The 21,298-nt window shown below is 38.7% G+C and carries 21 protein-coding genes; 6 read left to right on the top strand and 15 right to left on the bottom strand.

The window, feature by feature from the left end:
* Positions 1-262 precede the first annotated feature (262 nt).
* A complete protein-coding gene (locus K345_RS0116275; RefSeq protein WP_028975065.1) occupies positions 263-448 on the bottom strand; it encodes a hypothetical protein in 186 nt (61 codons plus the stop codon).
* Between the two features lie 510 nt (positions 449-958).
* Positions 959-1,540: a TetR/AcrR family transcriptional regulator gene (locus tag K345_RS0116270; protein ID WP_028975064.1), complete on the bottom strand. Its 582-nt coding sequence runs from the start codon at positions 1,538-1,540 to the stop codon at positions 959-961.
* 96 nt (positions 1,541-1,636) lie between these two features.
* Here K345_RS0116270 and K345_RS0116265 point away from each other — a divergent pair, with 96 nt between their 5' ends.
* The gene (locus K345_RS0116265) at positions 1,637-2,002 is read left to right on the top strand and encodes a hypothetical protein (protein WP_028975063.1); all 366 of its coding nucleotides are present in this window, start codon (positions 1,637-1,639) and stop codon (positions 2,000-2,002) included.
* Positions 2,002-2,931: an NADP-dependent oxidoreductase gene (locus K345_RS0116260; RefSeq protein WP_028975062.1), complete on the top strand. Its 930-nt coding sequence runs from the start codon at positions 2,002-2,004 to the stop codon at positions 2,929-2,931. Before K345_RS0116265 ends, K345_RS0116260 begins: the two co-directional genes overlap by 1 nt.
* Before the next feature lie 314 nt (positions 2,932-3,245).
* Here the strand turns inward: K345_RS0116260 and K345_RS0116255 are convergent, their stop codons facing one another.
* Both K345_RS0116255 and cysK read right to left on the bottom strand, forming a co-directional pair.
* Positions 3,246-4,529 (bottom strand): O-acetylhomoserine aminocarboxypropyltransferase/cysteine synthase family protein, encoded by a 1,284-nt coding sequence (locus tag K345_RS0116255; RefSeq protein WP_037572820.1) that lies wholly within the window; start codon positions 4,527-4,529, stop codon positions 3,246-3,248.
* A 20-nt stretch (positions 4,530-4,549) separates the two neighbouring features.
* Positions 4,550-5,473: a cysteine synthase A gene (cysK, locus tag K345_RS0116250; protein WP_028975060.1), complete on the bottom strand. Its 924-nt coding sequence runs from the start codon at positions 5,471-5,473 to the stop codon at positions 4,550-4,552.
* Positions 5,474-5,591: 118 nt separating this feature from the next.
* On the opposite strand from cysK, the gene K345_RS0116245 reads away from it, so the two are divergent.
* On the top strand, positions 5,592-8,321 hold the full coding sequence (locus tag K345_RS0116245) for an ATP-binding protein (RefSeq protein ID WP_028975059.1): 2,730 nt from the start codon (positions 5,592-5,594) through the stop codon (positions 8,319-8,321).
* Here K345_RS0116245 and K345_RS0116240 read toward each other — a convergent pair.
* The gene (locus K345_RS0116240; RefSeq protein WP_169714829.1) at positions 8,305-9,489 is read right to left on the bottom strand and encodes an OmpA family protein; all 1,185 of its coding nucleotides are present in this window, start codon (positions 9,487-9,489) and stop codon (positions 8,305-8,307) included. The two genes, K345_RS0116245 and K345_RS0116240, sit on opposite strands and share 17 nt — an antisense overlap.
* 131 nt (positions 9,490-9,620) lie before the next feature.
* Between K345_RS0116240 and K345_RS0116235 the strand changes: the two genes are divergently transcribed.
* Positions 9,621-11,003, top strand: coding sequence for a DbpA RNA binding domain-containing protein (locus K345_RS0116235; RefSeq protein ID WP_211227913.1), 1,383 nt, complete (start codon positions 9,621-9,623; stop codon positions 11,001-11,003).
* Here K345_RS0116235 and K345_RS0116230 read toward each other — a convergent pair.
* Positions 11,000-12,184 (bottom strand): hypothetical protein, encoded by a 1,185-nt coding sequence (locus K345_RS0116230; protein WP_028975056.1) that lies wholly within the window; start codon positions 12,182-12,184, stop codon positions 11,000-11,002. The genes K345_RS0116235 and K345_RS0116230 overlap by 4 nt on opposite strands.
* 46 nt (positions 12,185-12,230) lie before the next feature.
* On the opposite strand from K345_RS0116230, the gene K345_RS0116225 reads away from it, so the two are divergent.
* A complete protein-coding gene (locus tag K345_RS0116225) occupies positions 12,231-12,923 on the top strand; it encodes an MBL fold metallo-hydrolase (RefSeq protein ID WP_028975055.1) in 693 nt (230 codons plus the stop codon).
* On the opposite strand, the gene K345_RS0116220 is transcribed toward K345_RS0116225, so the two are convergent.
* Entirely contained in the window at positions 12,899-13,270 is a 372-nt protein-coding gene (locus K345_RS0116220; RefSeq protein WP_028975054.1) for a hypothetical protein, read from the bottom strand. The genes K345_RS0116225 and K345_RS0116220 overlap by 25 nt on opposite strands.
* 115 nt (positions 13,271-13,385) lie before the next feature.
* Between K345_RS0116220 and infA the strand changes: the two genes are divergently transcribed.
* The gene (gene infA / locus K345_RS0116215; RefSeq protein ID WP_028975053.1) at positions 13,386-13,604 is read left to right on the top strand and encodes a translation initiation factor IF-1; all 219 of its coding nucleotides are present in this window, start codon (positions 13,386-13,388) and stop codon (positions 13,602-13,604) included.
* Here infA and K345_RS0116210 read toward each other — a convergent pair whose 3' ends face one another.
* From K345_RS0116210 to K345_RS0116175, 8 genes are read right to left on the bottom strand one after another with little or no spacing between them, the layout of a single operon-like run.
* Positions 13,605-14,078, bottom strand: coding sequence for a Smr/MutS family protein (locus tag K345_RS0116210; protein ID WP_028975052.1), 474 nt, complete (start codon positions 14,076-14,078; stop codon positions 13,605-13,607).
* The gene (locus K345_RS0116205; protein WP_028975051.1) at positions 14,075-16,045 is read right to left on the bottom strand and encodes a BatD family protein; all 1,971 of its coding nucleotides are present in this window, start codon (positions 16,043-16,045) and stop codon (positions 14,075-14,077) included. Before K345_RS0116205 ends, K345_RS0116210 begins: the two co-directional genes overlap by 4 nt.
* On the bottom strand, positions 16,018-16,602 hold the full coding sequence (locus tag K345_RS22595; protein ID WP_053228402.1) for a tetratricopeptide repeat protein: 585 nt from the start codon (positions 16,600-16,602) through the stop codon (positions 16,018-16,020). The genes K345_RS0116205 and K345_RS22595 overlap by 28 nt, the downstream gene beginning before the upstream one ends.
* On the bottom strand, positions 16,584-17,573 hold the full coding sequence (locus K345_RS0116195; protein ID WP_028975050.1) for a vWA domain-containing protein: 990 nt from the start codon (positions 17,571-17,573) through the stop codon (positions 16,584-16,586). Before K345_RS0116195 ends, K345_RS22595 begins: the two co-directional genes overlap by 19 nt.
* On the bottom strand, positions 17,570-18,571 hold the full coding sequence (locus tag K345_RS0116190) for a VWA domain-containing protein (protein WP_028975049.1): 1,002 nt from the start codon (positions 18,569-18,571) through the stop codon (positions 17,570-17,572). The genes K345_RS0116195 and K345_RS0116190 overlap by 4 nt, the downstream gene beginning before the upstream one ends.
* Positions 18,572-19,426, bottom strand: a complete 855-nt coding sequence (locus tag K345_RS0116185; protein WP_028975048.1) for a hypothetical protein — start codon at positions 19,424-19,426, stop codon at positions 18,572-18,574.
* Positions 19,423-20,301 (bottom strand): DUF58 domain-containing protein, encoded by an 879-nt coding sequence (locus K345_RS0116180; protein ID WP_245584636.1) that lies wholly within the window; start codon positions 20,299-20,301, stop codon positions 19,423-19,425. The genes K345_RS0116185 and K345_RS0116180 overlap by 4 nt, the downstream gene beginning before the upstream one ends.
* A complete protein-coding gene (locus tag K345_RS0116175; protein ID WP_028975046.1) occupies positions 20,301-21,287 on the bottom strand; it encodes an AAA family ATPase in 987 nt (328 codons plus the stop codon). The genes K345_RS0116180 and K345_RS0116175 overlap by 1 nt, the downstream gene beginning before the upstream one ends.
* Between the last annotated feature and the right edge of the window lie 11 nt (positions 21,288-21,298).

Raw genomic sequence — 21,298 nt, 5'->3', positions numbered from 1 at the left:
ACTTTAATCCATATTTTTTAATATTAACAAATTAGTGATATATCTTATTTGAACTACATCAGCTTGTCCAGTTCTTGTCTTGCATAGTCAGAATTCCTGAATCATTTAATTTTATTGTACGATCGTAATACTCCTTTACCTCCTGTTTCTTGATCCTTTATTTCTAGAGGGAGACCTACTTGAACTTGAGTCGAAATTTTAATATCAGGACCATCCTTGAGGCGAATAAAGTAATTGTAGGAATAAAGTCTCATAAGACATCCTAGGAATCGTCATCCTGCATAAAAATTAATGAGTAATTCTTAGAGCCTTCGAACTCAGATAAAAACTCCTCAAAAGCTGGTAGATTTTTGATATCGCCTATTACCTTTACTTTTCTATAATTAATATTATCAGGACTCAATATTTGAGAATTTAAATTCTTTATTGCCTCCTCTATGTTAGTCATTTCTTTGTCTCAAGGAAAAATAGCCAAGCTAAACGAAGGAGATAAATGATCACTGGCTTTAGGTGTATTGGATGATATACTTAAATTATATATCTGTTCTCTTCAGATACATTCTTTGAGGCTGGTAAATATGTGTCTGACTCTTAAGCTCTCACCTGAATTCAGCCAAATCATTTATCGTACGGTTATAAGAAGAGCTTGGTTGTACAACTAAATAAAGTAAAGAGAAGAAAAACTAAAAAGTTCATCATCAGGATATCATGTTCTTTTTATATCCATCCATATCAATCAATCTTTATGTTAAGGACTGTTTCCACATTCTTAGAAGTCTCAAGAAAAACAGGGAGAAGGAGAAAACCTATAAAGGCTATTATCTTAGTTTCTTACTTCAAGAGTACTATCCCTAAAGTTCTGAAGGTCAGAGTTGTATATATGCATTATGGAGGCAAGACTTAAGGAGTGCTTATAAGGCCTGAAAAATAGGATGTTGTTGCACTGCTCTCTTTATCACTAATGGGACGAAGTATGTTTCTTTAGAAGGATATAGTTTAGTTCATCAAAAGCCTCTTGGATTAGCTTTGATAATTCAGTGTCCTCTTCCTCAAAGATCCAACGATTATAGGCGGATTTAAATATCATTATTCCTGTACTTGCCGCAAGATTTGCGACTAAAGCAGTTAAGCCTCGATCCATAAGTGCAGCAGCCAGGGCAGAGGCGAATTTCTCAAGTTTAAGCAAATCTCGCTCTTGGAGTGGAGGATTTGCAGCTATCACTACCTGCCTCTGTTTGATAATCTCATTCTGCTCTTGAAGAAATGGTATTAGCGATTCAAGTGCTAACATAATCAGTTCTATAGGTGTGATTTCTTTGGGAGCTAAGTCTATCTCCTTCAAACATATATTGAGAAGTTCATCTTGAAGACCAAACAATACTTCCCGTTTATCTTGAAAATGACGGAAAAAAGTTCTCTCCGTTAGTCCTGCCCTTTCAGCTATTTCCGTAACAGTCGTCTGCTCATAACCTTGTTCCTGGTATAATTTTAATGCTGCTTGAGCCAGCCGGCCTTTTCCATCTGGTTCCCATCTACTCATTTTCTCATATTCCTAATGACAGTCATTGACATGACTTAAACTTTATCATACTTTTATGATGTCAGCAACTGACATACAATATATAAAGGAGACAATATGACTTTTTACATTTTAGCGATTATTATGACATGCGCTGCTACTGTTCTAGGACTTCGATTCCTTTTTGCAGGCAGTTCAATCCTAAAAGAATGGGGTTTTGATGTGACGAGGGGAGCCCTTGTTCTGTGTAGGCGAATTGGTGGTATTTATTTCGGATTGGCACTTCTATTTTTCCTAAGCCGTACAGCAGAACCATCGGATCTCCGCACTGCTGTTTGCCTAGCCCTAAGTGTAATGATCTTTTTGCTCTCTGGTTTAGGACTTTTTGAATTTCTAAGCAAAAAGGCAAAAGCAAGTATCTTAACTTCTGTTATATCTGAAGCTATAATGGGAGCTTTTTTTGTTTGGGTATTACTAGGATGATGAAACGTATACAATATTTTCAATATGGCTCACTAGAGGAACTTCAACTTGATGAAGTAAAAATACCAAAAGTGGGACAAGGGAATATTCTTGTAAAAGTTAAAGCAGCATCAGTTAATCCTATGGATTGGAAGATCCGTCGGGGGGAGATGAAACCTATTTCAGGATTTAGCTTTCCCAGAGGACTAGGTCATGATTTTGCGGGAGTTGTTGAAGCAATTGGACCAGCAGTAAAGAAGATTAATGTAGGGGATGAAGTCTTTGGTGTCACAGATATTAAGCAAGCCGGAACCTTTGCAGAGTACACAATAGCCAAAGAAGATTATGTTGGTATGAAACCCGCTTCCCGCTCTTTTGAAGAGGCAGCAGCATTGAGTCTTGTAAGCGTAACAGCATGGAGTGCGTTAATCGGCATGGCAAAATTAACGAAAAATCATACCATTTTTATTAATGGTTGTTTAGGAAGTGTTGGTCGTTCTGCTGTTCAAATTGCCAAAATACAAGGAGCAAGAATCATAGGGAGTTGTAGTGGTTCTGGACGTGAAGAAGCTCTTGCCCTCGGTGTGGATGAAGTAGTAGATTACCGATCCTTCCAAGTGACTCCCTATAGGAAGTGTTTTGACATTGTTTTTGATACAGCTGGTGCTTTATCCTTTAAACAATGCAAAGCAATGCTCGTAAAAAAAGGAAAATCTCTTCACATTGTTCCTACCCTTTCCAAAATGTTGATAAGCTTATTTTCCTCTCATCATCACATTGTCTTTGGAAAACCAAGTAGGTCATGTTTGAATGGGTTGAGTGAGGCCATGAGGAAAGGGCAAATACGCCCTAAAATCGGTCGAATCGTATCTCTTAATGAAGGAATTTCTGCTTTCGCTGAACTGGAACAGACAGGTTTCCCCAAGGGAAAGCTAGTCATAGTTCCTTAGTATTGAGGATACCATCATCCATCTTACATTGTGTCCTACTTTAAAACAGGATACTCCATGGTATTACAGGCCGTAAAAGACTCTAATATACTCTAAGCCTTCCTGATTGCACTAGTATGAAATATTTTCACCAGAGATCATCATTTTAGGGGAAATCTTATGGATAACCCTAGAATAAGTAAGCCTATATTGAAAGTTCATTTTATCAAAGAATGCTTTATCTCGTATTTCTATTATTCTTACTAAGCTAGAATAACGAAACAAATATAAAAAAGGCCGCTTAACAAAGCAGCCCTGTTTTTGTAATAGAAAAATTAAGCTTTAAAAGCCTGTTCTATATCTGCCACAATATCATCGATATGTTCCAAACCAATACTTAGACGAACCAAATTAGGAGTAATTCCACCAGAAGTAAGATCCTCTTCAGATAACTGAGAATGGGTCGTACTAGCAGGGTGAATAGCTAAGGATTTAGCATCTCCCACATTAGCTACATGACTGAATAATTCCAGACTATTAATGAATTTAGCACCCGCTTCAGCGCCCCCTTTGATTCCAAAGACAACCATTCCACCAAAACCTTTCTTAAGGTATTTGGATGCAATGGCATGGGAAGGATCATCTTCTAATCCAGGATAACGTACCCATTCTACTTGAGGATGGTTCTTCAAATACTTGGCCACTTTTAGTCCGTTTTCAGAATGTCTTTCCATTCGAAGGTGAAGAGTCTCTAAACCTTGCAGGAAGGCCCAGGCATGGTCAGGACTAATAGCAGCCCCAAGATTACGTAAAGGAATTAATCTCATACGCAAGGCATAGGCAATAGGAGCTAATGGTTCAGGTAGATCATGGGCAAACTTTAAACCATGGTATCCAGAATCAGGTTTATTGAATAAGTCAAAACGATCTTGTTTCCAATCAAACTTACCAGAATCTACAACGATACCACCAATAGAGGTACCATGTCCTCCGATCCATTTTGTAAGGGAGTGAACAACAACATCAGCACCGTATTCGATAGGTCTTAATAAGTAAGGAGTGGTAAATGTAGAGTCAACAATCAAAGGTAATCCATGCTTATGTGCTACATCAGCCACTGCTTTGACATCAAGAACCTCTAGTGCCGGGTTCCCGATAGTTTCTCCATAAACAGCTCTTGTCTTATCATTGATGGAGGCTTCCAGTTGTTCCAGGTTATTAGGATCAACAAAGCGAACAGTAATACCATAATTAGGAAGAATGTCATGGAACATAGAAAATGTTCCTCCATAGAGGTTGTTGGCTGCTACGATCTCATCACCATTCTTTGCGAGGTTGATAATGGAATAAAATATCGCTGATGTACCAGAGGCAACAGCTAAAGCAGCAGCCCCTCCTTCTAAGGCAGCAACTCGTTCTTCCAGTATATTCTGGGTTGGGTTCTGTAAACGTGTGTAGATACTTCCCAATTCTTTTAGTCCAAACAAGTTTGCTGCTTGAGTGGTATCTTTGAATAAATAACTAGTTGTTCTATAAATAGGAACGGCTCTAGAACGTTCTGATTCCTGACGATTTTGCCCAGCATGGAGGGCTAATGTTTCAAACTTATAATCTGACATAATGTTTCTCCCTAATAATGTTATTCATCAAATAGCCAAGTACTTAAATATCTTTCCCCTGAGTCACAACCAATGGTGACTATGGTTTTACCCTTGTTCTCTGGTCTTTTGGCCAATTCAAGGGCAGCCCAAGCATTACCTCCAGCGGATATACCAACCAGAATACCTTCTTCTTTAGCCAGTCTTCTACTTACTGATCCGGCATCTGCACTGTTTACTTTGATGATCTCATCAAGCAAGTCGAGATCTAAGTTTTTAGGAATAAAGCCTGCTCCTATTCCCTGTATTTTATGAGCCCCGGGATCACCTCCTGATATAACAGGTGATTCAATAGGTTCTACTGCAATAATCTTTACATCTGGATTCTTTTCTCTGAGTTTACGACCAATACCTGATAGGGTACCTCCAGTTCCAACACCAGCAACCAAAATATCCACTTTACCATTTGTATCTGAAAGGATTTCTTCAGCTGTCGTATTGTAATGTGCTGTGGGATTAGCAGGATTATCGAATTGACTAGGCATATATGCATTAGGTAAAGTAGCAACTAATTCGTTCGCTTTTTCTACAGCAGCCTTCATTCCGCCACTACCTGGTGTTAATTCCAGGCGAGCCCCTAAGGCTTTGAGAAGTTTTCTTCTTTCCATACTCATGGTATCCGGCATGGTCAAGATTACTTGATAACCTTTTGCAGCACCTACGAAAGCCAGAGCAATACCAGTATTACCACTTGTTGCTTCAACGATAACCGAATGGGGCTTTAACAAAACTTTGGATTCTGCATCCTCTATCATTGCTAAACCGATACGATCCTTCACACTACTCATGGGATTAAAAGATTCTAATTTTAGTAAAATATCCGCATCTACATCCTTAGTTAACCTATTTAGTTTTACTAAGGGAGTGTTTCCAACTAATTGGGTTATACTTTCATAATATGCCATATGCTCTCCTAAATCTACAGTTTCCTGATCAACATTACCTGGATTAGGATAATTTATGGTATTCTTTTTGTCAAGTTTAGAAAGACTAGTTTTTCCTGAAAGGTGCTGTTAGACTAGAATGGTGAAGATCATTAAAATATTTAGCCTTATAATAATATCACTTTTATTATTGGAATCCTGCTCACTTTTTCAGAAAAAAAAAGGACTTTACCTTAATGATTGGTCCTATACAACCAATGACATATGGTCCAGTGTCACCCCTGGGGAAAAGCTGAATGTTGGTCCTGATGGGGGCTTTTTTACCTTAAGAACCAGGTTCTCAACAGATGTGGTTGAGGATAATAACTTCACAACCCTTATCTTTGATCCTCCCAATATAGCCGCTAAGTATTACCTAAATGGAATTCAGATTGGATCAGCAGGAGAATTTCCTCCTAATTTTATACTGGCTCTCTCTTCCAGTGTAATCATAGATCTGCCTAATCAGCTTTTGTATGAGACAAAAAGCAATGAATTAATGATACAAGGTTACATAGACTCTGAGAAAGCTGATTTTAAAAACGTACGTTTAGCAAGAACAGTATCAGCAAGACGTCAGAAATACCTGTATGACTTTTTTAATTGTGATTTCTTTGTCTATTTAGCAGCTATTAGTTTTATGATTGCCTTCATATACCTTTTTCAATTTGCCTATAACAGAAGTGATAAAAAGCAGCTTTACTTTGGTCTCTATAATCTACTGATAGGGATATATTTCCACAGATTAGCAGTATTTGCCGGGCCCTTTGGTTTTGTCTTTAACTACAAAATAGGTAAGCTTGGTGTTATACTGGGAAGTTATTTTCTCTATATGTTTTTTAGACTTTATCTTCCCATCAAAGAGCGTCCTATCATAAAGCGGATCGTATCGACATTATTTCTGGGAATGGCGCTGGTTTATATCTTTACTCCCATGACTTACATGCAGGCAACAAAAGGATTAAGCTTAGTCTTTATCCCAACCCAGATTCTTATAATAGTTATTCTGGGATTTATCATTAATTCCTTTAAGAAAGGCGTACCCAATACAGCCCCTTTATTAGTAGGAACCATTATAGGAATACTGGCATCAACCCATGATATTGTAGCCTATGTGGGAGAATTTAATCCTCCATTCTGGTTACAAGGTTTGGGTCTATTCGTCTTTGACTTTACCATCTTTTTGTCCCTGGCAACAAATACAGAAAAGATGCGTAAAGATCTGGAACAGTACTCAAAGAGCATTGAAGACCAGGTAAAACAAAGAACAGCTCAATTGTATGAAGCTAATACAAAACTAAAACAGGCAGATAAAGCTAAGGGACAATTTCTCGCAAATATGAGTCATGAAATGCGGACGCCCCTTAACGGAATCATAGGGTTCTCAGAGCATCTTCTCAATGATGTCCCCTTGGGTGAAGATAAAAAGTATGTGGAACTGACAATCAAAGAATCAGAAAACCTTAGAAATATGATCAATGAATTACTGGATATTAGTAAGGTCGAAGCGGGGATGATGGATTTGGATATCCACTCCTTCCAATGGAAGGATGTACATAACTATTTAGCCATGAACCTTGGGGAAAGAGCTCGAAAGAAAGGGCTGAATTTCTACTATCGAGATGCCCTAGATGAAGAGCTATGGCTAAATGGGGATAGTTTAAGGATCAAACAGATTCTTAATAATCTTGTGGGTAATGCCATCAAATTCACAAATGAAGGTCATATAGCTGTATCCATAGGCCTGGAGGTAAAGGCTGAGGTTTACCGGCTCAGTTTTACCCTATCCGATACAGGGATTGGTATACCCGAGGACCGTCAAGAGGACATTTTTAATAGCTTTGTGCAAGCAGATTCCAGTACAACCAGGCAATTTGGTGGATCTGGTTTAGGGATGAGTTTAGCCAAACAGCTTATCGAACTCATGAACGGTGATATATCCCTTACTAGTAAACTCAAACAAGGAACTAACATTCATTTCAGTATCTGTATGGAAAAGGGTACTCCTACCACAGAAGATTTGGTTCAAGAGGTGGAAATATTGTCTCTTATAGATCAAGTGAAGGGAAGGAAAATCCTTGTTGTAGAAGATTATGAGCCAAATAGAGAGGTTGTCTACCTCCATTTAAAAACAATAGGTCTTATCTGTGACTTCGCAGATAACGGTCAGAAAGCTTTAGATATGATGAAACAAACTCAATATGACCTCATTCTTATGGACATTCATATGCCTGTAATGGACGGACTACAGACGACGGAGATAATACGTAATAATCCCCTATGGCTCTCACTACCGGTCATAGCATTGACAGCGGATGCTTATCCTCAAGATATAGAACGTTTCCATAAACAAGGGATGAATGACGTGATCACTAAACCTTTAAGAAAGGAAAAGCTTATTACCACTGTGGTTATGCATCTAGTAAAGGAAAAATCTTCTCAATTCCAAGTCAATAGACAAGAAGTGGAGATCTTGGATAAGGGAAGTTCTCCCTTACCCCTAGAGGAGCTCATTCAAGAATTTGATGGAGACAGTGAAGTTGTTAAAGAGATGCTCTTTTCTTTCGTCTATACAGCTCAAAAGCAATTGGATAAAATTCCTTCTCTTATAGAAGCTAATGATCTTGTCACAGCCCATAGGGAGATTCATTCCATCAAAGGAGGAGCATTAAACCTTATGGCACAGCCTTTGAGTGCTATAGCCAAAGAAATAGAACATCTTCTCAAAAAAGGACAACTACCCCATAAAAAGCAGTGGAAGAAGTTACATGAAGAGATTGAACATCTTCGTTTATTTCTCGAATTACGATTCCCTAATTCTCTAGAATAGTTATTTCAACACGTCGATTTTTCTTTCTGCCCTCTTCCGTCTCATTTGTTGCAACAGGTTTTTGCCCACCCCAGCCTCGGAACAGAAGTTGATCAGAATTACGGACTCCCCAGGAGAGAAGAAGAGAGCCTACCTTCTGGGCACGTTTTTCGGAAAGTGTAAGTTGGCTATCCCTGGAACCTATATCTGCCGTAAAGCCTTCTATCAAAAGATCTCTTGAGGGATATTTCTTAAGAATATTACCTATTTTCTGGAGTTTATCTTCTTCACCGGGAAGTAATTCATCAGAATCAGGATAGAACTGAATATCATCCATAACTAATGACACACCTTTTTCTGTAGGAACAACTTGGGTTTCTCCTAGTCCAGAATCCTGAATGTCTTTGTTGATGTCAGAAGCGACCTTATCACGATCCATTTCTTCTACTTCCAGAATATAGCCTTCCGCAATACCTGTAAACTCATACATATCACCAGTAGATAAATACAATTTTATGTAATAGGATTCTTTGGCATAAGTGGTCCAGCCGAGATCAGGATCCCAGAATAGAACTTGTGCTGATTCAACCTGGAATAATAAAGGAACAAGATCTCCCTCAAGACCTGTCCGCTGGTTTATACTGTATTTCACAGAAATAACAGGTAAGGAACGGCCATCATGATCACGATAGCCCTCAAATTTATAGGTAGCAACAAAAGGGAGATGATATGGTTCTTCAATACCATATACTTCTCTTAAGTCATGAACTTCTTCCCCCAGGGCTGTCCAAGTATCACCTATCTGTATATCACGATCCGGTAATATAGGAACATTACGAGCTACGGGCATGTAATAGGAAGGATCTATATCATAATGACCTCTGGCATCACGCCAGAACTCACTGGTATACTGGCTATCCAGACTATTAATGACCTGTCCCTGTTCATAATGACTTGTTGTAAGATTGAATTGAGCACTGATAAAACCGGAAGAATCTTCAGCTTCTAATATTTTAAAGGATATTTTATCCAATATATTAGCTTGATGATTAAGATCTCCATTAACATAGACATCCTGATCTACATTACTGATCATTTTAAATTGACGTCCTGGCTCATATTTAAACTCAAAGTTTTCACTGTATAGTATCGAGGTTGTTAAAGCTAATAGTATCCAAATATGTTTCATATTATTTATTGTCGGCATAAATACTTTCTTTTCTTGACAAAGGGAATACCCGTATATAATGTAGTAATCACTACATTATGCTGTTGAGCAAAGATTTGAGGGATAGTATTGAGGCGAATTTTGATTCTTTCTTGAAGAATCTTGGAGTAACAACAACTCATCAGACAAAAAAGATAATACAAGCCTTAGATACCACTAAGGATAAGATTTTTGTCAATTTTGCCAGAGAGGATAGGGAGAGTATATGTCTTTACCCTTTCTATAAGGCAGGAGAAGTCCAAAATAATGGGATGAAGGGACTCATTATTTTTGAAAGTAAGAAGACTTTAAAACATTTTAAGAAGGACGTATCCGGATATCGGCGTAAGATGCCTGATTGGCCGGATATGTTGTTTATTGGTCTCCAGGATGACGTCAAAAAAGAATTAGCACTCCTCGGTCAAAATCCATCTATCTTAGTCAGCACACCTAATCGAATCATCGATATGATGAGACAAGGATTATGGGATGAGCCTAACCTGGATACGGTATTATTCGTCCTTAAGGATAATAAATCAGGTTTTGCAAAGGATGCAGAGTTTATCATGGACAAAATTGTCCAAGTAGGACAGCGGTTAAGTGTTATACCTCGAGAACGGTTTGGAATAGTGGGAGAAGATTTTTTTGATTCTCCAGAAATAGTGACTCCTTCTTTATCTCTAAACAAGGGTTGTAAGGTAAAAACTATCACTTTTTTGAATGAGGATAATCGCCGTAGATTACTGCCAGATCTCATATACCAATCGAAGGAGAAAGTTCTTCTTTTGTGTACAGATTGGAAATTGATAGACTCTTTAGCTCCCATGGAATCTTTGGATAATGTCAGATTAGCTCATATGAGCGATCATGAAAGCTTTAAAGGTGTGAAAAATGTATATATCTATGCTCAACCCAAAACACCGATGGAACTAGTCAAGGCACTGCAACATCTTAGCAGTGTGGATTTTCAAGGAAGAATAAACATTCTTCTTAATGAGACAGATTCCTCGGAATTCCACAATTTAAAGGAGATTATTAACGTGGGAATTTCAAAAGATGAGATGCAGGAGAAGCTTCTCTTATTCAAGGAAAGTGTTGAAAAAATCATTGATCAAATCAAAGATAATGAAGACCTTGATGAGATGCAGCTCTATAAAAAGTTGTTCAAGAAAAGTGTCCCTTTCCATATGCGTTCCTATGTTGGAGCCTATTTACTTAAGAATACAATGGGTAAATCCCTTAAACGTTCAAATAACAAAGTGACCCTCTTTATTAGTATTGGTCGTAATAGAAGAGTTTATCCCAGGGATCTTGTCGGTTTATTTAGCGCCGCAGCTGGTATTCAAAAATCAGAAATCGGTGATATTAAGATTCTCGATAGTTATTCCTTTATGGAAATCAATCCAAAGGCGGCTGATAAAGCTATTGAAGTACTCGATGGTACAGAATATAGAGGTCGTAAAATTACTGTTAATCACGCAAAAAAAAAGTCCTAGTATAACAAGCGCTGTAATACAACCAGCATAATGTAAGTATTTATAAGAAGTCCTGCAATAACGAGAAACAAAGATTTGATCTCATGACGCAGGGCTTTTTTTTCAGATTTGTGAGCTAATTCTGAGGGATTATCCGGAATGATTATGTTTTCAGCAAAGGGATCCCTCTTTTGTGTAGAGCTGGCATCGAAGGTAGGTAGTATTCCAAAACAATACCCTCCCCTATCTGTTAAATCATCCTTCTTCAGTAGACTAGGCCATATACGTATGCTCTTGGATAGACCGGAGGTCATCGTATCACCCCATTTTATGGATTTGCAAAAATAGACATTACCATCAGGTAATCGAGCTTCTCCTCCAGCTTTAGGATCCTCAAAGAAATATCTTAGGGGTAATCGCAGTAAATCCCGCTCTGCTCTTAGACGTCGACCAAGCTTCCATTGGTTGAGATAAGAAAAGAAAAAGAACAGACCTGGTGGCAGTAATACACTAAAAGGCAGGAGACTAAGAGTTAATGCAATAAGAGATAAGGGTCTACCATAGGATTGGGACAGAAAAAAGTTAGCCAATACAAGTAAGCTAAAAAAACCTACTCCTAACGAACCTGGGGTCAAACGATTCCAATATTCATTATTTTGACGCCCTCCCCATATAGCTCTTTGTAGAAGCAGTTCTGTTTCTCCTTCATAGATGATCATAGTCAACTTATACTCTGGTTCTCCTCGAAAGATTGCCTTTCCCTGCTCCTTAAAAAGAGGGCCAGCTATAAATAACTTAGTGCCTTCAGGCAAACTAAAAATATGTTCCCAAGACAAAGAGGTTAGCTTACCGGCCTCTTTGTCACCAAAAGGATTATCGCCATCCTGAACTTCTTCTTCTTTTAACTCCAAGACAAAGAGATTGACCTCTTTCATCTCAACAGAAGCAAGAATGTTGTTGCCCCTTATCCATATCAGATCATCCCCCTGAATGGCTTCCAGACTTCCAAAAAAGCGAAAATAACGGAAAATCCCTTCATTGAGACCACGTAAAGAGGCATAATCTAGAATAGGAAAAAAACTGGAATCTACTAAAGCCTGTCGAAATAAACGCCAACTATTCCTTGTTCGAACCGCTCCAATACCGGGAAAGAGAAGATAGAATATAAATGCTATAAGGAGAACTATGACGTAATAGAACATAAAGACTTGAAAATACCCTCTCAGTCAGTTAGATTTATATAATAACATGGTAGATAGAATCATAGTAGGTCCATTTAGAACGAATTCTTATATATTCTCTCCTTTAAGGAAGAAGGCTATCCTGATTGATCCAGGAGACGAGGCAGACACAATACTTCAACAATTGAAGATGATGAACCTTGAACCTATGGGAATAGTGTTAACACATGGTCATCTTGATCATGTAGGAGCTATCAAAGAAATATGTGATTTCTATTTGGAAAATAAAGAATTAGAAATACCCATTGCGATCCATCCAGGGGATGCTCATTACCTTGGACAGTTAGCTCAGGATGCTCATATGCAGGCTTTTGGCCAATTAGGGGTATACGGTCAGCAAATGGCAAGGGAGAAGGGGACAGGCATCCCAAGTGCCGATATTATCATAAATGACGGGGATTACCTTTTTGATACAGATTTGTTGGTTATCTATACACCAGGACATTCTGAAGGGTCCATCTGTTTATATTCAGAATCACAGAAATCACTTTTTTCCGGGGATACTTTGTTTTTTGAAAGTGTTGGAAGAACAGACCTTATAGGAGGAGATCATGACAAACTTATTAAAAGCATTCAGGATAAATTATACAACCTTCCTCCTGACACAAGAATATATCCAGGCCATGGTCCGACCACAACAATGGAGCGGGAATTAAAAAATAATCCTTTTCTGACTCAGATAGAAAAATCCAATATTTGAGGAGGAGGGTTAAGCTTACCTGTAAATAATCTAACCGAACTGGCTTCTGGTTGTGTTTTAATATTTTTATACTGGCGTATGGGCTTAATTTCCTTTGTTATCGCTCTGGCTTCTTCTATCCTTTTTGATGATCCTGATACTCTTGTTAGTAGTATTTTTCTGTCAAGTTGGGCCAAGTCCTTTAGGGAATACCCCTGTCCTTTACTGAGAGCTGGGTAGCCAACAACGTATTTTAAATTAGAATAAGGCAATTCTGTCCAGTTGACTGGTAAAGACATTTTGTGAACTTTTCCACTTTGAGAAAACTGTATACTTTTGTACATTAAAGGATAAGCTGACACATTCATGTTTCACCTCCTATAAATTTTATCGGAGGACATAAGCGAAGGTTTAGTGAAATCGCACCTTGACAAAGGATATTTCATTTCCTACTATGCTTTTAATAAACTATTTGGAGGATCTGTGGCTAAAGAAGAAGCAATAGAAGTAGAAGGGATTGTTAATGAATCTCTTCCCAACACCATGTTCCGTGTAGAACTTAAGAACGGACACCTTATCCTTGCCCATTTATCTGGTAAGATGAGAAAACACTATATTCGGATTGTTCCTGGCGATAAAGTAAAGGTTGCTTTATCACCTTACGACTTAACTAGAGGAAGAATCATCTACAGAGAGCGTTAATTAACGAAGTGCAGCCCAGGTAACACCAGTTCCCCCATCTTTATTGGGGGGATGCCCGGTCTTACCAATAAGGGTCGACTTTTCTAAATACCGCCGTACCATATCTTTAAGTACGCCCTCTTCCTGAGAATGTTTCCCTTTTCCATGTATGATATAGACTTTACGGTATCCTTTACGTTTGGAACGTAATAGGAATTTAGCAAGCTTTGCTTCCGCCTCTTTGGCAGTATATCCATGAAGATCAATTACATCCTCAACTTTCCATTTCTCAGGATGGGGCGAGGTATTTCTCACTTGAGGAGTGAGTCCCGCGTCTTTGTCATGTATAGGATTTCTATCGATCCAATCCATCATTTGTTCATGTTTGGCAGCTTTTTTTGTTTTACTATTCTTAGTAGGTAGTACTGGCTTTTGACTAGTAGAAGTCTTAATCCACTGGTCCAAGATATCACCAAAATCACTATTCTTACTCATGACAAGATCCTAATTCTATCCTTTAATATCCAACCTTCAAGCCCATAGGATGTTCTAATAAGGTAATAATTATTAGAAAGCCCTTTTATCTGAAAACTTGTTCCTTCCACTAAAGTCATCCATTCGCTTGCTTTATCACTGGGAACTTTCACTATAGGACTATCAGCTTCCATCACAATCCCCTGAGATAAACTGTTATACCACAAAGTGTAGATCAAACCTGTTCCACTAACAACTAAAGTCATTGCAAATAATATAGCTACAAAAAATTGACTCCCTTTTTTGTACCGCACAAATAAACCGGCAAATATCAAGACTAAGTTAATAGATAAAATAAGAACAAAATAGAAGACATTGCCATGTATCATAAAAGCAGGATTAACAGACTTCGGATAATTAAAATAATCTTCCCAGTCTTTGAGAGTATCTCGGAATATAAGATTCATAGGCTTAATACGGATTGCTTTTCTTAGAGCATAAAGCCCCTCTCCTACTTTATTCTCTTTTAAGTAGGATACACCCGCATTGTAGTAGAAAGCAGCATTCTGAGTTTGATCAGCATAAGTAGAAAATAGGACTGAAGCCATTTCATAATCCCCATCCATCCAGGCATTGTAGGCATCACTGGAATCAGGAAAGTCCTTAGGAATACCTGCCGATATCAAGAAGATAATAGCAAGGGTCATGACAGATTTTCCCCTTTTTTTGGTAAAAGCCAATAAAACAAAACAAAATATACCCGGTAAAATCCATAAATGCTGGAAAGGATTTGCATATAATTTTGATTCTTGAAAATTCGACAACTCTTCTTTAGCAATCAATGAATAATCTGGAACTTCCTTAGATTCTTCTATATCAGCATGAGTAACATCAACAACTAGATTATGGGATGCTAAATTATAAACTCTTCCTGTTTGTGGATTCAATACGGAATAAGCAGGTATCTGTAAATGATGTTGTCCAGTAGAATCTCCCAAGAATCGGTAATGAAAGGTTCTTATACCCTTATAGCCCTCACTACTTGGATTTACCTGAATGGAATCTTCTACCCCAAGAGAGGTTAGATCCGTATCGATAGTAGGAGGAAGCAGACCATACAGATTTCCAGTCCCTTTGATAGCTATGGTAAGAAGGATTTCCCCACCCTCTGATATTTCTGGTGTTGCTAATTCATACTCTTGTTCAAAACGCCCAATGGCTCTGGTATTGGCTACTTGACTGGGGAGAGGAAGAATATTCAATACAACCCTATCGGTTGTTCGTCTCACTCCTAAGATATCAACACGGGCTCTGTCTAATAGTATTTGCCCAGACCGAGTAGGATTAAGCATGTAAGTGGCAGCAGGAATGTTATAGGCCTGTCCCCGTTTATGACGAATAGTCTGGATACCACTGTATGCTGATATATCCTGAAAGACAGCACCTGTAGGAGAACTTACATCGATTTTGGTGGGAAAAGCCATTTGGCCGGCACCGGTCACTTCCAGTGTAACAGGAATGGATTGATTCTCGTAATATCGCCCATCAGGCAATACCCATTGAGCATCAATAGGATAAGATAAATTCCGTTCGTCCCTATCCAACAAAATAAACTCTTCTGGGGTTGTTGAAAATTCCTCACCCCCTTCACGTAAATGGAAATGAAAAGTACCTAAATTTATAACACCTTTCTTAGTAGTTCTGTATTCATAAACAATGAGAACATACTTTTCCAACTCGCCTTTTTCATCAGTCCTAGTACGAGGACGCATGTCAGGACCATAGTACAACCTAAGCCCGTCTGGAGTGGGTGGTTCATCAGCAATGATATCAGAAGCCTTGTCATGGGGGATTGTCAGCTCTAGCTTTAGACGCTCACCAACGACCAAGGTTGTTTCATTAAAATTATAATCAAAATCTATAGACCATAAACAAGGGCCTAACATAAGAAGAGCAAATATTACCAATCCTGAACGTTTTCGTCCCATTTAACATCCCCCTTCTCATTTTCAGACCAATCGGTTATTTCTAACTGTTTTAGAAAATCCATCATAGGATGGGTATCTCCTCCTTCAAAGGATTGAGACTGTCCAGAACTACTTCCGCTTCCCATATTTTTGTTTACCTGTGATTTATCAAGACTCAATTCCAAATTCCTTTTTGTCCCTAAATCAGAGGGATTAAGTACGAGAGCAGCACGAAATTCCTCGTAGGCCTTTTGATATAATCCTGTCTCATACAAATAAACACCCTTATTAAAATGAGCGACAAATTGTAACTGTATTTCATTATCACTATCCACAGTGTTCCAAAGATCCAAAGAGGTCTCTCCTTCCCCTAGAGCAAAATAAACATTTCCAAGATTATAGGATATCCAGGGAGCCAAATCTCCATCGTCCATAGCATCATTGTATTTGAGAATCGCTTCTTGGTACTTACCCCGATTAAAGTCATAATTACCAATAAGGACATCCCAACCAGTTTTTACTGGACCACAGCTCACAAAGAGGACACAAACCAACAGACTTAAAACAAGTTTTTCCATCGAATCACTCCTGTTAGTAAGAATAATAAAAAGCAAAGTAGACTTAGGCTGACATAGAGGGGATAACTGGAACGTTGGACTAATCTAACCCCTTTGGCTACTTGAACAGAATCTTCCAAGTTTAGAGCCTTACTTAATTCCTGAGAAACGACAATATCTTTACCGGATACATATTCTCCCTCAGCATCCCTGGCGAGAGATATTAAATTGGAACTCACTAGCATACTTTTAACACGATCACCAGTTCTATCCGTAACATAATCACCACTGTCATCCGGAACATATCCGCCCTCTTGGGATCCAATTCCTACAACAAATACTTCTACCCCTTTGGCTTTAATATCTTTAACAACTCTCGTTAATTTACCTGACAACTCTTCTCCATCAGAAAAAAGGACTAAGCCACGATAAGTATCACGACCGGCAGGAAATGACTGGATACCCTTTTCTAATCCCTCTTCAATATTTGTACCAGGTGTGGTAATCAGATCCGTTGATAGCTGCCCCAAGAGACTACTAAAAATGGATTTGTCCTCTGTCATAGGAATAAATAAGGACCCTGTCCCCTTAAATCCAGTCAGACTATATTCATAATCAGGAAACTGGTTCATGATCCCCTGAATCAATTGACGACTCTTATCTAAACGGGAAGAGCCAACATCTTCCACCAGCATGGATCTTGATAAGTCTACAACAAAAGCAATTTCCACACCTTGCCGTTCTTCTTCTATTGTTTGTTGCCCCATAGGATGTTCAGCTAACCCTAAAATGATAAAAACAAGACCTAAAGTAAAAGTTAAGGCACGCAGAGATTTTTTGATAAAATACAACTCTCCATAGGAGGGAGAACGCCACATCCCCATCAGTTGTATTAAAGACTTCTTACCAAAGTAGTAATTAACAACAAAAAGTAGGATCAATACAGGAATAATGAATAGATACCATAGACTTTCAGGATAGATAAAAATCATAGAATCTCCTTGAGAACTATTAAGGAGCCTAGCTGGTAAAGTCCAAGAAGTAGTAAGGCAGTAATTAAAAACTGCCTATGAAGAGTCTCTCTATGAACCTTAGTTTTAACTCGTTTTTGTATGGTTTCCACAGAATCAATGGCTTTAAAGATAGCGTTTAGGGTTCCAGGGGAGGCAGCCTTAAAGTATTCTCCGCCAGTAATATTGGCAAGCTTTTTCAGTAAGTCCTCATCGTAACCTTCACGGCTATAGGCGCTTATCAGAGTCCCTGTTTTGGGATTAGTAAACTCAATAGGGATTTCCCCTTCTGTGCCAATACCAATGGTATATATTCTAACTCCCGATCGACCTGCGATCTCAGCAGCCGTTTCCGGTTGAATAATACCCGCATTATTAGCTCCATCTGTTAATAAAATGATAACCTTATTTGAACCAGAAGTATTTTCCAGGTGTAGTGCCGCGAGTGCAATGCCCATACCAAGAGCAGAACCATCACCTAGATCCATGATTTGCAAGCTATTTAATCTCTCTTTAAACAAATCATAATCCCTTGTGGGAGGTATACGTAAAGCAGCATTCTTACCAAAACTCACAAGCCCAAAGGAATCATTTTCTCTTGTTAACAAGAACTCTCTTATAGTCTGCCTTGCTGCTTCAAAACGATTAACAGGAGGAAAATCTTTTCCGGCCATACTGGGGCTTTCATCAAGAACAATCATGATATCAACACCTTGGGAGAGATATACCTTTTCACGATCTGTTTTAACAGGACCAGCCAAAGTCACAATTAAAGAAGCCATACCTATCCAAAAACACAGATCAATGATTAATTTTGTTCCAGACATAAAAATATTTTTTGATAAGGTAATATGTCCTTTCCAAGGATGGAAGGGATATATCAAGCGTCCCCCCCTATGGGGCCATAGATACCTTAGATAAATGGCAATGAAATAAGCAATAAAAAGAAAGAGAGCCAGTGGTCGTTCAAAAATGAGCATTTATTCATCTGCCTCCAAAGACTGAACTAGAGAATCAACCCCTTCAAGGTGATTACGTCGGTCTCCAAGGGGAGCAGGATGATGGGCAAACTTTACCATATCCCCATACCTAAATAAATCACTAATGAAGGTCTTATAACGAAACCCTATGCGATCACCTATGTAATAATCCAATTCAGCAGTCGTTGCTGATGATAAAGGAACTTGAAGCCTATCTTGCAGGTAAACCCTAATGGCCTGTAATAAACCATCATAGAAGGGCGCATCCTCTAACACAGCAATATCCCGTCGAAGTAAATCCAATTGACTTTGAAGTTTCCGATAGATTTTCTTATGCTTATACAGAAGGAAACTGTTCTTAAAGAAGAGATACAGACGTTGAATCAAACCTAAGAACAATAAAGGAACAAGAATTATCACAAAGACAACAGCAATTATGAAAGTTCTTGTGCCTGGAACCAGTAAATTCCCCTTCGGTTCCGATATGGATGAGTTGTTATTATCAACTAAGCTTTCTGTATAAATTTTGAGACCTTTCAGAGTAAGGCCACCGATAGTAATATCCGGCAAAGTTTGGCTACCTGTATTATAGGAAACAAATTTAATCTGAATCCTGTAGCTGTCTTCATCCTCACTGAATAAAACATCACGAATATTGATCCAGGGATGTTTGGGAATATCGACTACCGGAGAAAGGATTACATCCTCCTTCTTCAGGATTTCCAAATGTAAGGTGGCTTCATCTCCCACATAATATTGAGAAGGGGAAAAATAGCTTCGAATGATATTTAAATCCTGACCAAAAGCGCCCAAACAAGCCCATAGGAATAGACACCCAACGAATACTTTTCTCACTTAGATCTCCGGTGTTCAAAGAATTGGATGAGCTTTTGTGCAGGATCATCGGCTGTTGATAGAATCATTGTATCAACACGGCGCTTTCGACATTCTCTCTGCCAGTTTATTGTGTTAAGAGCCCAATAATCATGGTATTCCTTACAGAACTTTCTGTTTCGGCCCCAACTGAATAAGGAATGACCAGATTCAGGGTCGACCAAAGAAACAGCTCCTACTGGAGGAAAATCTTCTTCTATAGGATCAGTGATTCTAATAGCAATAACATCATGTTTACGAGCCAGTAAGGTCAATTCCCGCCAATAACCAGTAGTCTTGAAATCAGAGATAATAACAACTATCCCACGACGCTTCATAGTTTCAATACTAGTTCGCAAGGCTAAAGCAAGATCTGTTCCTTTACCAGAGGAAGACATGGACAAACATTCCTGTATCAATCGGCTAATGTGTTTTTTCCCTTTTAAAGGAGGAACCCAGCTTTCTACTTTATCAGAAAAGAAAATAGCCCCAACACGGTCATTGTTGGCAACAGCCGAATATGATAACAAACTAAAGATTAAAGCAGACACATCCCTTCTACTTTGTTTCCCGGAACCGGAATTAAGACTGGCAGACAAATCTAGTACAAGGTTAAGAACCATCTCCCGTTCTTCGCGATACGTCTTAGTATAAGGACTCCCCATTCTACTGGACACATTCCAATCCAGGAACCTAACATCATCTCCTGGAACATAGCCTCGAACTTCATTGAACTCCAATCCTGGTCCCTTGAAAACTGAACGGTAGTTACCAGCAAAAAGACTATCCACTAATTTACGGGAAGTCAATTCAAGATTTTTTACTCTTTGAAGGATGCTTTGACTATCTATTTCCATTAGGGTACCGATACAGCAGACAATAGATGTGTGATGACATCATCCGGTGACATTCCTTCCGCTTCGGCTTCATAACTTAAAACAATTCGGTGACGCAAAACATCATAAGATACGGCTTTGACATCTTCAGGTAAAACATAGGTTCGGCCCTCAAATACAGCTCGAATCCTTGCACAACGGTACAAATAAATGGTGGCTCTGGGAGAAGCGCCAAACTCCAGGAAGCGGGCAAAGGGATATTGCTTGCGATCTTTCTCTCTTGTAGCTGCAATTATGGACACAATATAAGCTTCTATACGCTCATCAACGGTAACATTCTTAACGGCTTCCTTGATAGATGCTAAAGTACTGCTGTTAAGGACTTTCTTAACCCTGGGAGGAATAGCAGGCTCATCCACTACCATACGGAGTATTTCCAATTCTTCCTGATGAGAGGGATATTCAATACGTAATTTTAATATAAAACGATCTAATTGAGCCTCAGGTAACTGATAAGTACCTTCTTGTTCAATGGGGTTTTGCGTCGCTAGTACAAAGAAAGGACTGGGGAGTTTAAAAGTATTTTCACCAATTGTGACCTGCCCTTCCTGCATCGCTTCTAATAAAGCCGATTGAACCTTAGCAGGAGCTCTATTGATCTCATCAGCTAATATCACATTACTGAAAATAGGACCTTTACGGGGAATAAACTCACCCGTTTGCTGCTTAAAGATCATAGTACCGATTAAATCGGCTGGAAGAAGGTCAGGAGTAAACTGAATACGTTTAAAACCAGCGTCCATCACTTCACTAAAGGTTTTTACGGCTAAAGTTTTTGCTAAACCCGGGACACCTTCAATCAAGACATGGCCCCCAGCAATAATTCCCATTAACAAACCATCAATCATGCGGTCCTGTCCTATAACTCTTCGTGACATTTCTTCACGAACCTCATTAAGCAATTTGGTTGCTTCTAATAACTGTCGTTCCTGTTCTCTTTTATCCATTTGATATCCTC

Source organism: Spirochaeta cellobiosiphila DSM 17781, assembly GCF_000426705.1.
GTDB lineage: Bacteria > Spirochaetota > Spirochaetia > DSM-17781 > DSM-17781 > Spirochaeta_E > Spirochaeta_E cellobiosiphila.
Note: the sequence above shows the minus strand (reverse complement) of the source record. Positions and strands in the feature narration are given on the sequence as shown.

Coding starts and splice junctions, on each gene's coding strand:
- K345_RS0116275 (WP_028975065.1), bottom strand. CDS start 448: ATGACTAACATAGAGGAGGCAATAAAGAATTTAAATTCTCAAATATTG.
- K345_RS0116270 (WP_028975064.1), bottom strand. CDS start 1,540: ATGAGTAGATGGGAACCAGATGGAAAAGGCCGGCTGGCTCAAGCAGCA.
- K345_RS0116265 (WP_028975063.1), top strand. CDS start 1,637: ATGACTTTTTACATTTTAGCGATTATTATGACATGCGCTGCTACTGTT.
- K345_RS0116260 (WP_028975062.1), top strand. CDS start 2,002: ATGAAACGTATACAATATTTTCAATATGGCTCACTAGAGGAACTTCAA.
- K345_RS0116255 (WP_037572820.1), bottom strand. CDS start 4,529: ATGTCAGATTATAAGTTTGAAACATTAGCCCTCCATGCTGGGCAAAAT.
- cysK (WP_028975060.1), bottom strand. CDS start 5,473: ATGGCATATTATGAAAGTATAACCCAATTAGTTGGAAACACTCCCTTA.
- K345_RS0116245 (WP_028975059.1), top strand. CDS start 5,592: ATGGTGAAGATCATTAAAATATTTAGCCTTATAATAATATCACTTTTA.
- K345_RS0116240 (WP_169714829.1), bottom strand. CDS start 9,489: ATGAAACATATTTGGATACTATTAGCTTTAACAACCTCGATACTATAC.
- K345_RS0116230 (WP_028975056.1), bottom strand. CDS start 12,184: ATGTTCTATTACGTCATAGTTCTCCTTATAGCATTTATATTCTATCTT.
- K345_RS0116225 (WP_028975055.1), top strand. CDS start 12,231: ATGGTAGATAGAATCATAGTAGGTCCATTTAGAACGAATTCTTATATA.
- K345_RS0116220 (WP_028975054.1), bottom strand. CDS start 13,270: ATGAATGTGTCAGCTTATCCTTTAATGTACAAAAGTATACAGTTTTCT.
- K345_RS0116210 (WP_028975052.1), bottom strand. CDS start 14,078: ATGAGTAAGAATAGTGATTTTGGTGATATCTTGGACCAGTGGATTAAG.
- K345_RS0116205 (WP_028975051.1), bottom strand. CDS start 16,045: ATGGGACGAAAACGTTCAGGATTGGTAATATTTGCTCTTCTTATGTTA.
- K345_RS22595 (WP_053228402.1), bottom strand. CDS start 16,602: ATGGAAAAACTTGTTTTAAGTCTGTTGGTTTGTGTCCTCTTTGTGAGC.
- K345_RS0116195 (WP_028975050.1), bottom strand. CDS start 17,573: ATGATTTTTATCTATCCTGAAAGTCTATGGTATCTATTCATTATTCCT.
- K345_RS0116190 (WP_028975049.1), bottom strand. CDS start 18,571: ATGCTCATTTTTGAACGACCACTGGCTCTCTTTCTTTTTATTGCTTAT.
- K345_RS0116180 (WP_245584636.1), bottom strand. CDS start 20,301: ATGGAAATAGATAGTCAAAGCATCCTTCAAAGAGTAAAAAATCTTGAA.
- K345_RS0116175 (WP_028975046.1), bottom strand. CDS start 21,287: ATGGATAAAAGAGAACAGGAACGACAGTTATTAGAAGCAACCAAATTG.